At 68.5% G+C, this 12352-nt stretch carries 10 protein-coding genes; 6 read left to right on the top strand and 4 right to left on the bottom strand.

Annotation, left to right across the window (positions count from 1 at the left end; all coding sequences use genetic code 11):
- The first annotated feature begins 95 nt into the window (after positions 1-95).
- The 5 genes from HCJ94_RS23150 to HCJ94_RS23130 all read left to right on the top strand — a co-directional run bounded on the left by HCJ94_RS23150 (position 96) and on the right by HCJ94_RS23130 (position 3837).
- Positions 96-1136, top strand: a complete 1041-nt coding sequence (locus HCJ94_RS23150; protein ID WP_205801773.1) for a radical SAM protein — start codon at positions 96-98, stop codon at positions 1134-1136.
- Entirely contained in the window at positions 1129-1875 is a 747-nt protein-coding gene (locus HCJ94_RS23145) for a hypothetical protein (protein WP_168003150.1), read from the top strand. The genes HCJ94_RS23150 and HCJ94_RS23145 overlap by 8 nt, the downstream gene beginning before the upstream one ends.
- A 102-nt stretch (positions 1876-1977) precedes the next feature.
- Positions 1978-2769, top strand: a complete 792-nt coding sequence (locus HCJ94_RS23140; protein WP_168003149.1) for a hypothetical protein — start codon at positions 1978-1980, stop codon at positions 2767-2769.
- Entirely contained in the window at positions 2766-3416 is a 651-nt protein-coding gene (locus HCJ94_RS23135) for an ATP/GTP-binding protein (RefSeq protein ID WP_168003148.1), read from the top strand. The genes HCJ94_RS23140 and HCJ94_RS23135 overlap by 4 nt, the downstream gene beginning before the upstream one ends.
- On the top strand, positions 3388-3837 hold the full coding sequence (locus HCJ94_RS23130) for an NUDIX domain-containing protein (protein ID WP_205801772.1): 450 nt from the start codon (positions 3388-3390) through the stop codon (positions 3835-3837). The genes HCJ94_RS23135 and HCJ94_RS23130 overlap by 29 nt, the downstream gene beginning before the upstream one ends.
- A gap of 256 nt (positions 3838-4093) precedes the next feature.
- On the opposite strand, the gene HCJ94_RS23125 is transcribed toward HCJ94_RS23130, so the two are convergent.
- The 4 genes from HCJ94_RS23125 to HCJ94_RS30445 all read right to left on the bottom strand — a co-directional run bounded on the left by HCJ94_RS23125 (position 4094) and on the right by HCJ94_RS30445 (position 8336).
- Positions 4094-4378 carry a hypothetical protein gene (locus tag HCJ94_RS23125; protein ID WP_168003147.1) on the bottom strand — a complete coding sequence of 95 codons (285 nt, stop codon included), beginning with the start codon at positions 4376-4378 and terminating at the stop codon, positions 4094-4096.
- Positions 4379-4823: 445 nt separating this feature from the next.
- Positions 4824-5762 carry a replication-relaxation family protein gene (locus tag HCJ94_RS23120; RefSeq protein ID WP_168003146.1) on the bottom strand — a complete coding sequence of 313 codons (939 nt, stop codon included), beginning with the start codon at positions 5760-5762 and terminating at the stop codon, positions 4824-4826.
- Between the two features lie 456 nt (positions 5763-6218).
- Positions 6219-6974, bottom strand: a complete 756-nt coding sequence (locus tag HCJ94_RS23115; RefSeq protein ID WP_373684422.1) for a DUF2637 domain-containing protein — start codon at positions 6972-6974, stop codon at positions 6219-6221.
- Between the two features lie 1134 nt (positions 6975-8108).
- Entirely contained in the window at positions 8109-8336 is a 228-nt protein-coding gene (locus HCJ94_RS30445) for a hypothetical protein (RefSeq protein WP_240944444.1), read from the bottom strand.
- A 636-nt stretch (positions 8337-8972) separates the two neighbouring features.
- On the opposite strand from HCJ94_RS30445, the gene HCJ94_RS23105 reads away from it, so the two are divergent.
- A partial coding sequence (locus HCJ94_RS23105; RefSeq protein WP_168003144.1) for a tetratricopeptide repeat protein occupies positions 8973-12352 on the top strand: 3380 nt, incomplete at its 3' end.

The raw sequence follows: 12352 nt of genomic DNA, 5'->3' as shown, positions 1-12352 counted from the left end.
GTGGGCCGCTCGCCGGGCGCGCGGACCTCCTGCCAGAAGACCTCATACGGCGCCCACCAACGCACCTTGCTTTGCCCCTCGATCCGGTCGAGCCGTTGCTCGACCACACCGTGCAAGGAGACGACGTCATGACCATGCTTGGAATGCCCGCGGTGCCGGCGGCGGTGCCGCAGCGCGCCTCCGGTCCGGTGGCTTTCACCGCCGGCCACCACTTCGCCGTAAGCAGCTCCGCTTCCGTGGAGGAGCTGGCCGAGGCAGCGACGGTGCCGCTGTCAGTGATCCTGCAGATCACCAAGCGATGCAACTTCGACTGCTCGTTCTGCTCCGAGACGTTGCAGCTGCCCGATCCGACGTTGGCGCAACTCGACACGATCCGAGGCAACCTCGCCGGGGTACAGCGGGTGTTCCTCTCCGGAGGGGAACCGCTGCTGCGCCGCGACTTCGGCGATGTCGTGGACATGTACGCCGGAGACTTCATCCTCGGAATCCCAACCAACGCCACCCGCGGCTTGCAGCACGCGAAGTCGATGGTCGGCAAGGTCGCGTTCGTCAACGTCGGACTAGAGGGTCCGCGCGCCACGACCAACCGGGTACGCGGCGACTACGACGAAGTGATGTCCGGTATCCGGGCGTTCCTTGAGCACGGCCTGCCGCTGTCGCTGTCGGCAGTGGTGTACCGATCGACGCTGCACGCTCTGCCGTTCACGTACCAGATCGCCGACGTGATCGGGGCGGGCAAGCTCAAGCTGATCCTGCCGCTGCGCAAGGGCAACGCGCTCGACCTGGAAGAACACGAGTTCATCAGCCTGGACGAGGCCGGGCAGACCTTCGACCGGCTGACCGAGGCGCGGGCGGTGCACGACTGGCGGCCAGCGCTGCGCATGACGACGTGGACGCCCGAGACCGAGGGCCACATGATCCTGGTGGAGGTGACCGGCAAGGCGTCGGCGTGGCCGGTCTACGACGCGCCCGACCTGCTGGAACCGCTGGGCAACCTCCTTGAGGAGCCGGTGACGGAGATCTGGAAGCGGTACCGGTTCAAGCGCAACCACTTCGCGAAGTATCTCGGCAAGAGCATCCGCACGGTCGCCAACGCCGGCACGGCCGCCGGGACGGGCGGGCACGCCCGTGCGTGACTTCAGCAACCTGCAATGGCCCGAAGCGCCGTTCGGGGCCGAGCAACGCCCGTTCGGCCGGCGTTGGGACATGCTCGCCGCGTTCGCCATCGACTGGGCCGAGCAGGCATCCGGCTTGCGGGAGGTGCCGGTCGCGGCGGCGACGGTCTACCTGCGGGTGCGCAGGCACGGCTCGGCCTACGACATCAGCGGCGACACGCTGCAGATCGGGTTCCGCGCCACGGTGCTCGACCACCTGGCCGAGGCGCCGAACCTGCTCGCGCTGACCGACCGGGCATTGACCCGCGCCCGTCGGCACGCGGTCATCCTCGCCGGGCACGCGCTCGGTCAGGATCTGACCCGCATGATGCTGCTATCGACCACGCCTCTGCGCGGCGCGGCCGGAGTGGCCGAGGCGTGGGCCAACCGGTCGGCCAAGGGGCGCGGGCTGGCCCTGATGATCGACACCTCGGTCGAGGCGAGCCAGACCGGGGCGGCACTGGACATGCCCACCGCCCCGCTGCCCGCGCCGATGCCGGACGAGCCGGCGAGTGCCGCCACGGCGGCAAGGACGGTGTTGGCGCGGGCACTGGCGATCGGGCTCACTGCGGCCGTCCAGGCCGGCCGCTACCGCTGGGAGGGAACCTTTCCCGTCGCCGACGCGATCGATCGGGCCGCCTGGGACGTGCTCGATCCCGCCAACACGGTGACCACGCCGCCCGACACGACCCGGCGAGCGCCTACCCCCGTCGAGACATAGACGGCGCTAACGTCGGTGGCCGCCGCCCGCACGCGCGGGCGGCGACCACCGGCACCACCCGGCACACACCGAAGGACAACCACGACAGGCGGAGGACCAGTTGTGCATCTGATCAGCGATCTCGACGGACCCGGCGGCGTGCCAGCCCGGCTGCCCGGAACCCGGCTCGTCGCCTCGATCGACGTGGAGTGGAGCAAGAACTACCGGATCAAGAACGGCAACCAGGCATTCTGCTACTCGATCGTGTGGCTCACCGTGCCCACCAGCGACGGCTCTCCGGTGATCCTGGACACCGGCCGACTGCCGGTTGCCTACACGAGCCTCTACCTCGACAGCGACGCCGAACGCGGCGACCTCGTCGCGGCAGCGGCGGCCGACATCGCCGCCGCCACCGAGGCCGCCGACCTGATCACCGGCCACCAACTGTGCAGCGACCTCGCCGTGCTGGCCGCCAACGCCGGCCCCCGCCCCCCAGCCGCGCTGCTCGCGGCGCGGCAGGCGTGGCGCGACCGGCGCACCGACACGGCGCGGCAGGTGCTCGACACCCGCTTCGACGCCGATCACGTACTGTTCGGCCGCTCCCGCCGGCTGGTCGACGTGTGCGGCGAACTCGACCTCGACGTAACCCAACCCGAACTCGCCTGCAAGTCCATGACCGCGCTGCACCGCGACTGGCTCACCAACCGCGACGTCCAAGCACGGGAGCGGATCACCGTGCTTAACCTGCGCCACAGCCTGTCCACCGCACTAGTGGGCCTCCGCGCGGCCGGAGAGCTGACCTGGCCCAAGCCGGTCAACGTCAACACGATGGTCGCAACCGCGCTAGCCGGGCGAGTCGGCTGGCTGGACCACCCCACCTTCCGGGCCCTACTTCCAGAGAGGCCGGCGTCGTGACGATCCGCACCTGCGTCGTGGTCGGCATCGAAGGCACCCACGCCGCCGGAAAAACCACCCTGGTCCACGCGCTGACCGCCCACTACCGGGCGCGCGGCGTGCTCGTCGCGTGCACACCGGAGCCAGCCCGCACCAGCCCGTTCATCGAGGAAACCGTCATCCACGGCAAGGGCGCCTTCGACCTCGCCACCGAAGTCGACCTGTTCGGCGCGCAACTGTCGACCACGCTGCGCGCCGCCCGCCACCACGACCTGCTGATTTGCGACAAGACAGCCATCAACGTCCTCGCCTACGCCCGCCTCGTGCTCGCCGCGCCGCCCGGCAGCCACGAGGCCGCCGTGCTGCAAGCGATGGCAGCCTTCTGCCGGGCATGGGCACCGAGCACCTACGACGCCGTGTTCTTCCTGCCCGACGCCTACACCGACCCGGCCGACCCGATGCGCGCCAAGGTCGCCCACCTCCAAGACGAAACCGCGACCGCAGTCCGCGCGGCGTGCGCCGAGACCGGAGTGCCGCTGCACGACGTGCCGCCCGGCCTGGACCTGGCCGAACGAGTCGCCCACCTCGCCCGGCGAGTCGACGCCCTGCTCAATCCCACCGGCGATAGCCTCGACCTCCGTGACCCTGGCGCCCACGCACCCCGTTGACGTGCTGCTCATCCTCACCGACGGCGATCACGTTCTGCTCGCGCTACGGGACGGCACCGGATACGCCGACGGCCAGTGGAACCTGCCCAGCGGCAAACTAGAAATCGGCGAAGACGCGATCAGCGCACTCGTCCGGGAAGCGGCCGAGGAAATCGGCGTGCACCTGGACCAAGACGAGGCACGCATGGTCGCCACGGTGCACCACCGAAACAGCGCCGGAGCCGCCCGCGTCGGCCTCGTCTTCGCCGCCCCGCACGACCCGGCCCGTCACGGCGAACCAGTCAACAATGAACCGCACAAGTGCGCCAAGATCGAATGGTTCCCGGCTGACATGCTGCCGTCCCACACCTACCCCTACACCGCCGCCTGCGTAGCCGCCTGGCGCGCCGGCACGCCGCTACGCCTGAGCGGATGGCGGTAGCGCCCAACCGCTACGCACGGCGGCTCAGAGGCCGAGTTGAGCGCGGCTGAGGCGGAGGCGTTGACTGCTCAGCTACGCCAGGCGGACCGGGCGGCGCCGGTGGCGTTGGGCCGGTGTCTGGACCTTCTTGTGGTCAAACGAGTTCTTCCTCCGGTTGGGTCCTGCTGCGGCCCGGGAGCGTGGGCGGGGTGAGCTGTTCCGGTGGCGTCGGGCGCTGGAAGCCGGGCTGCGCCCGCCCAAGCGGGGCGGGCGCAGGTCATGCGGCGCGTGGCGGGGCGGGTTGGTGCAGGCGGAGGAGGCGGGCGAGTTTGGTGGCTTGGTCGACGGTGGGGAGGCCGGCTTCGGCGGCGAGGGCTTGGATCTCGGTCTCGGTTTCGGGGTCGGTCAGGTAGCGGGCCATCGACAGCGTCCCCGGCAGGACTGCAGGTTCGGTGTCGGGGCGTGCGGTCGGGGCCTCGCCGCCGGCTGCCCGCGTGGGCGGGGCCGGCGGCGACGGGTGTGGTGTGGTCGCGCGTGATTGCTGGTCACGGCGTGTGGCCATGTCCCTCCCAGGACGGCTCGTGGCGTGAGGTCGACGTGTCGGGCCATGGGCATCTCCTTTTCGGTGGTGGGACTCGCTGGATATCGATCGCGGGATCGGACCGTCCGGAGACGGGCGGCGGGTCGGCGACGGTGAGGGGCCGCGGACTGTAACTCCGGTGGCCGTGGAAGTGAAGACGTGCGCCACTCACAGCAACTCACAGCGCGAGCCGCTGGTGTGAGTGCGCGGACGGTTGCGGGGTCTGTCGCCGAAGAGCGCCGCTGACAGACTGTGACAGCTCGCGAGCCGTGCTGCCGCTTCGCCCGGTCCGCGGCTGTCGCCTCTGTGCGGGCCGCACGGCGGGCGACGGCCGTCGCCCCATGATGTTGGGGCGTGTGTGGTCGGGTTCGGCGGCGTGTGGGGCCACCAGGCCACCCGTACGCGCCGCATGATCCGCCCCGCCCCATCAGGCGGCCCACCCGTCCCGGTCGGACGCGGGCTGGGTGGGGAACTCGTCGTCGTGGTCGGTGTCGGTGTAGGGCAGGTCGATGAGGCGGTGACGGCCGCTGCGGCCGGCCAGGTGCCAGACCTGGTCGGCGGGGCTGGCACCGAGTCCGGCACGTAGCTCGGCGGTGGTGGTGGCGATGACCGTCTCCAGGCCGGGGACGGCGGCGAGACGGTGGTGCAGGTTCGCCTCGCGGCGGGCCGAGGGGAGGTGGAACAGCACCGGCCACGCCCAGGTGCTCATGGCGTAGAGCCGTTCGTACTTGCCGATTTTCTCGGTGAGGATGTCGAGGCGTTCGCCTCCGGTGTCGTACTCGAGGAAGAACGGCACGGACCGTCTGTGCTCGGTCCACACGCCGGCGCCGTCGGGGCGGGGCAGTCCGGTGGGTCCGTGGACCATCATCTGCGGGTTGCCGCCTTCGCGGTAGAACACGCCTGGCTCGTGGAAGGCGGATGCGGGCTGCCAGCGGTCCAGGGTGGTGTCGGGATGGGTGCGGGCGTAGGCGGCGAGGTCGATGAAGACCTGGTTGCCGCCGAGCAGGTGCGGCAGGTCCGGCCGGCTGGTGAGGGACTGTTTGCGGCGGCGGGCCTGGTCCCGGCGCGGTGGTCCGAGTCCGCGTTGGGCGTGGACGTGCTCGTAGCCGAGCTGGTCCAGGACGTAGTGGTAGGGGTAGGAGCCGCCGTCGGCTTTGTTGGGTCGGAACCGGTCCACCGCGCGCAGGGCGGTGAGGCGGCGCAGGCGGCGTTGGGTGAAGTCCAGCGATGGGAACAGGGCGGCGGCGATCTGGTCGGTGGTGAGCACGCCGTGGTCGTAGAGCCAGCCCAGGAGGCGGTCGTCGCGGGCGGTGATGCTGGCCTGCAGCCGCAGCAGTGGATCCGCGGTCGGTAGGTGTTTACCCATGGGCACAAGCCCCTGGGGGGAGACCCGAGACTGGAGGGTCTGTCTGGAGCGGTCCCAGACTGCTGACAGCGGGGTTGACCTGGGCTGTGAGCGGCTGTGAGGGGTCCGGTTGGGGGTCAGGATCAAGACGGACGGTAGAACGGAGATCGACGCTGACTCCTACACCGCCGACCACACCGGGCCGGGGGTGAGGATGCGGTGTGAGTGCGTGTGAGTCTCGCCGGCGACGAGACGGGTGACGCTGGTGATCGCTGTACTGCGACATCATCGTTGGTGCTCCAAGGGTGAGATATGTGGGTGGTGTGCGGTGAGCGCACCGACCGCTGGCAGGTCGCGGACGGCCGGCGCAGGCGCGTTGACAGGTCTGGTCAGGTTGTGTCAGCTGCCGGGTCTCCTGACAGGCGTGGGTCTGACAGCGGTGGTCCGGTCCGACAGAAGCCGTAGGTCGGGGTTCTGTCACGCGGCCTCCGGCGGTGACAGATCCGGTGCGGGTGCAGTGGTTTCGGCGCGCAGGACGCGCACGAGGGCGGAGGCGGTGGCGTTGGACAGCTGGTGTCCGTCCGCGCGGAGCTGTCGGGCGAGGGCCTTGCGGGACAGCGGTGTGCCTTCGGCGCTGAGGGTGCTGGCGGCGGTCCGGGCGGCCGGGACCAACGCGGCGACCTCCGGACCGTCCTCGCCGGTCGACGCCTCGCGGTCCGGGCGGTCCGGGACCGCCGGAGGTGGGTCCGTGACGGCGGGGACCGCCGTCGGCGAGTCCGGGACCGCGGCGGCGGTCACGGGGACCGGTGCTCTGGTGTCCGGGACCGACGCGTCGACAGCGGGCGGCGGTCCGGGCTTCGTCCGTTCGGCGTGAGCGGTCTGGTTGGACGGATGGGCTTCGGTGCGGCCGAGGGCGATCTTCACCATCGCCAGGAACCCGAGGGCCGGTAGGGCCGCGGCGATCCAGCCGATCACCGACGCCTCCGCCTCCACCACCTGCGCCGCCAGCGACAGCGACACCGCCACCACCAGCACCGCGGCGGCGAAGACGACGCTCTTGCCCAGGCGCCGCTTGCGGCGCAGCTCCAGCCCGGCGGCGATCGACATCAACTCCAGCACGATCGCGTCGGCCCAGGCCAGCCAGCCCGGCTGCCCGTGCCCGGCGGCGACGTCATGCACGTGCGTGAACGACGCCGCGCCGGCCGCGCCGCCGATCAACAACATGATCGCCACCTGGATGCGGTCCTCCCACCGCTCCCGCCCCGAGCCCGGACGGACAGGTGAGCGGGGACGTCGCCGGTCAGGTGCTGCCAACGGCCCACCACCTGGCTCCAGGCGGCGCGTGCACGGCCGCGATCGGGGTTGTCGTGTGAAGGCGGGCCGCAACGGCAGCCGCCTCCGTGTGGTTGTTGTGTGAGGTCACGTTCTACTCCTAAGAGGTGGTTGAAGGGTTCGACTTCAGGTGGTTAGGGTTCCGTCCCGGGCCGCGCCTGCCCGGCTTCCGGTCAGTTCCCGGGCAGGCGCGACCCTGCCGGGTGACGCCCGGCCGGGCGGACCCCTCGCGTGCGGGGGACGACAAACGTCACTATGGTCGAGTCAACGAACATGCCAGACCCCGCGCAGGGGCAGGCAGCAGGGCAGCAGGCGTCGCCGCAACCCGCACAGCGGGCTGTGGTCAACACGGGCGGACACAGGGCAGGCGGCCTAGCCGAGCCACAGAGGATCAACACTCACCACCGGGAGCGCCACAGGAGCGCTCAGGTGGTGCGGCGGCTCAACTCGCCGACGAACGGTCCTTCATGTGCGGGCCTCCCATCTCTGCACGCCCCTCGGCGTCGGCACGAACAACGGCAGGCACCCCGCTGTGGGGTGCCTGCCCGCTGCATCTGTGGCCGACCGCGCCGATCGGCGCTGCGGGAACGTGCCTCCATTACGCCTCGGCGATCCGGTGGAGTCAACCCCCGATTCGCAACGGATCGGCCACCGAGTCTTGCCAACGGTCCGACTAAGTGCTATTGAGTCCGCCTGCGTCCATCGGTGTGCCGGCACGTCCACTCCGCACGGGCAGAAGATTCTCTCCAAGTCGTCCACATACTGAGACCGGTGACTCCGAGTGTGGACGTGGTCGGTGGGGTAAGCGGCGCTCGCCGGGGAAATCTCAGCGTCTGGCCGCGTGGGCGACGGCATCGAGCTGCTACGAGCGGGTGACGGTGAACAGCGCCGGCATGGTGACCCCGTGCTGGGCGCTCAGGTCGGCGAGGAAGCCGCCCAACCAGCCGAGCGCGTCCAGTGACCATTCGGCGATTGTGCCGGCGAAGGGTCACGCGGTGCCGGGTCACGCGCTGTTCGAGGTGGGTGGCGGCGGCGCTAGGCTACGCACAGCACCTCACCCGGCACGCCGAAGCGGGTCAGGGCGGCGGCGAACGCGGCCCAAAGGGCGCGGCCGGTGGCCCCCCGGCGAACAACGGTGGCGATCACGCAGTAGCGGGAGTGACCGTCCAGGCCGGTAACGACCTTCGCCTCGGTGCCGTCGGCGAGGAGGACACCGCCGACGATGTCCAACTGCCACAGCTCCACGGCTCCGGGCGTTCCCACCGCCGGTAGTCCTCCCGCCGGTGCTTCCGCGGCACCGCCGAGACCAGGTTGTTATGGCGCAGGATCCGACACACCGTCACCCGAGCCGGCGCAGGAGTCACACCCGACGCCGGGCCTCGAACCAGCCGACGCGGGCCCCACCCCGGATGATCCCGGCGCAGCTTACACACAAACGCCTCGGTGACGGCGTCAACCCGGCACTTCACAGGCTTGGTGGCCCTCGGATGAAGCGGGCGAGCTCGGTACCCAGAGGGCGCCCGTTTGATGCTGACGCTCGTGGCCCTGCCGGCTCGCTCAGCCGCTGCGAGATAACGGCGTCTTGGGAAGCAGTGGGTTGGACGCCGGAAGCGATCGTGCTAACCCCGGTACGTCAGTGTCGGCTCCGCAATGTTCGAGCATCCGGCTTGAGGACATGCAACCGCACCTGCGGCCGGGCAAGGCCGAGATGCCGCGAGCCGAGCGGGTGTCACAGGCTGTCCCTACGCTCGTGAGCTGGTACCTCTGCGGCTCTCGTGGTCGGTGAGCGGAATAATGCCGGTTGACCTCGTGATCAGTATCGGCGGTAATGGGTCGTCTCGAGTCGCGGAGGCGTGGTTCACGATGGCTAGGCATCGCTCTAAGCACTTTCTCCCCCTGGTGGCCACGCTGGGCGTGTTTCTGCTTTCGGTGCCGCTTGCGTTCGCGGTGAATGCTGGCAGCGCCGAGGGCAGGTGGCCCGGTTGGCTCGACCTGGTTCGTCGTCATCCGTTCTGGTCGGTCGCCATCCTAGGGCTGGCGTCTGTAACTGTCATCGCTGTCACCGTGATCAGGGAGAACGGGGGTCCTGCGCCGGCGTCCACGGTTGATCTTTGCGCTGCCGAAGGGCGGCTTCAGCGACGCTTCGACGAGGCGGAGCTTGATAAAGCCGGAACTGATGACCGACTTGAGGCGCTTCCTCCTTATCCGCGGGCTTTGATCCGCGACAGCGGCGACCGCGCGGCGATCTGGAAGGTTGTCGCGCCGTTCGCTGACGCTGCTGTTGACCCTCGTCGGCTCGCAAGCGAGTGGGCGGCGGCGCCTCCACCGGCAATTGACGAGCTGCCGGCGGTTGGCCAGCTGGCGGTTGCCGAGCTTCTCGTCGCTCACGGTCAGCCAGCTGCTGCCGTCGAACACCTCCGCGCTGCGTTGCGGTTGGGAGCGACCCCCCGGGCGTACTGGCTCGTCCGCGCGGCGCAGATGGTCTGGACGACGGAGGGGCAAAGCTCTCGACGAGCTACGGATTTGCTGACGGAGGCCCAGGGTGTCGATCCGGGCTACCCTCTGCTCAAGGCAGTGCGTCTGATCGATTCGGGGGAGTGGAAGGGGGCAGAGGATGCGCTCACTGGGTGGTTTCCCTCGGCCCCTGGGGAGCGGGACACAGCCCTGAGCGTTTTGGGTGTCACACTTGAGCAGCAGCAGCGGCTCGATGAGGCCATCTCCGCGATCGAGGGCGGAGCCATCGCGACGAGCAACGCCGGCTTACTGTTACAGCTTTCCCGGATGCTTCTGTCTCGGTCCGTGCAGGGGGGCGGCGACAGTCGATGGAAGGATGCCTACCGGTCGATCGAGGTAGCGCTCCGTGCCCGCAACCTCCGGCGCTCGTGGCGAGGCGACAGCGCTGAAGCGGTGGTTGCAGCCGCCGAAGCGGCGATCATCGCAGATGACCATCAGCAGGTCTGGTCGATCACCCGACCCCCTCCCGACGGTGATGCCACCACGAACGAGGCCGCCGACGACAGGGTCCTACCCCTAGCGGCGATGGGTGCCGCCCTGACTGGCAGGATCGCTAAGGCACGCGATCTGGTCGCAAATGCCCCCGACGGATACGTCCGCAAGCGCGTAGAGGCGGAGATTGCGAGCAGCCCGTTGCGGGACGGCGCCCCAGGAACCACGGCGACGGCGGCGTGGATGGACGTGTATCGGGCCTCCACAACCGACGAGCAGAAGCTGCAGGCACTACGGGGTCTGGCCATGGAAGGCGCCACCGACCAGATCGCGCTTGACGATCTGAGGCCTCGTTATCCGCAGGTGATTGCTGAGATCGAGATGGCGGTCGAGGTCATGTCCATCAGCGGCCCAAGCGCCGATGAGCGGCTGCGAGAGCTGGAATCTCGGACACCACTGGCGTCCGTACGCAGGGCCGACCTCCTTCGGCCTCGCGACCCTGAACTCGCTGCCAGTGTCCTGGCCGATGCGACGGCGCGGTGGAACGACCCGCGCTTGCTTTTGTTGGCCGTCGACTGCTACATCGACGCCGGGAGGTGGGCAGACGCGGATTCCTTGGCTCAACAGGCGATTGCCGATTCGGGAATGCTGTGGCCGGGTCGGACGACGCTGCTTCGTCGGATTGTTTTCGTCCAGTCATTTCTGGCGAACTGGCCCAAGGTGGCGACGGCCTGTAGGGCCTTGCTCGAGGTTGACCCAAACGATGATGATGCGCGGTGGAACCTAGCGTTTGCTCGATTCCGTAGCGGCGAACTGCACGACGCGTGGCGGACCCTAAATCGGTCCAGCGTTGCGGCGGAGGTGTCGACGCCTCATCGCGCGATCTTCCTACTTGACCTTGTGCGCAGGTACGGCGACGCGACCCGGGTAGCCCGGACCGCCCTCGAGATGCTGCGAGCATTTCCGGATGATCAGGGTGTGCATGCGGCGGCAATCAACGCTGTCACAATGAGGGCAGACAGAGCAGACTTGCCTGATGACATTGGGCTGCAGGTGACCGCAGCGTGGTCATCCTTCATCGAGCGCTATCCAGACAGCGAAGTCATGACCAGGTACACCATCCACGAGGGTGACAACCCCTTGGCGGAGATCGAGTCGCAACTGCGTGAGCACGAGGCGGCTTACCGACAAGTCCTGAGCATGGTCCAAGACCAGATGTTGCCGATCGGCTTGTTCGACCGCGTCGTCGGGAAGCCCTATTCTGCTATTTTTCCGTATCGCCCGCTCGGTTACCACCGCGCCGCGTTCAGCGCATCCCATGATATCACTGTCGAGCTTGAGATGGCGTGCTCCGCCTCCACGAATATATGCATCATCGATGCCAGCGCGCTTTACACCCTAGCGCTAATTCCGGAGTTCGCGCAGGCGTTAATCTCACTCACGCATAGACCGACCATTATTGATGCCGCCTTGCGTGACCTCGCCGAGGCCGACGATCACTTCAACATGCCGACGTCCGGCACCATCGCGTACGACGCCGACCTGGGCCGTATTGTGACCGCCGAAAATGATCCTGACATTGTGCGACGCCAACAGGAACAGATTCGCGCAATGCTGGCCACCGCCCGCCAACTCCGCAGGCTTATACACCCAACTCTCGTCCACCTTCGACCAATGGGCGAGGAGCGGGAGCCAGTCTGGCTCCTCACCGTGGACGCCGCCAAGGACACCGACAGCGTGATCTGGGCGGATGACCTCGGGCTTCGACGCCTAGCCCACTCACTTGGGCTCAAGACCTTCGGCACCTGGTCTCTGCTCTCCGTCGCGCGCGAGCGCCAACGGATCGACGACTCGCAACTTGACAAGGCTACCCGGATGCTGATCCGCGAGTATGTGGTGGACCTACCGTTCAATCAAGCTGCGCTTCTAAGCGTCGCTGCCGAACAGAATTGGGAGCCGCGCTCCGTCGCTACCGTACTGAGCCGTCCCGCATCCTGGGTGAACGTGGAACCGGCCATCGAACTGTTCAGAGAAGCATTCCGGAAAGCCCCCGGTGAGATGCGCGCCGGATGGGCCTACGCCACCCTTCAAGGGCTAGCCAAGGCATCACTGCCCGAGCACCGCCACAACAACCTCGTAGGTCTCGCAGCCGCGACCCTCGGCGACGACTGGACACGGCCAGAGCAATCGAGCGCTCTCATCGCTGGACTTGAGGCAGCAGATCCCGAGGAAGCGTGCGGCATCACCCGCGCGGCACTGGACCGCGTATGGAAACAGGTGAAGGAAAGGTATCCCTTGCCTGACGCCGCAACCGTGTTCCTGCATATCATCAG

Origin of the sequence: Micromonospora thermarum (assembly GCF_012034245.1) — a bacterium.
GTDB lineage: Bacteria > Actinomycetota > Actinomycetes > Mycobacteriales > Micromonosporaceae > Micromonospora > Micromonospora thermarum.
The sequence above is the reverse complement of the archived record's forward strand: the minus strand, read 5'-3'. Positions and strand labels throughout refer to the sequence as shown.

Bases quoted from the DNA above. Each gene is read 5' to 3' on its own strand.
- HCJ94_RS23125 (WP_168003147.1), bottom strand. From the start codon at position 4,378: ATGGCCACACGCCGTGACCAGCAATCACGCGCGACCACACCACACCCG.
- HCJ94_RS23120 (WP_168003146.1), bottom strand. From the start codon at position 5,762: ATGGGTAAACACCTACCGACCGCGGATCCACTGCTGCGGCTGCAGGCC.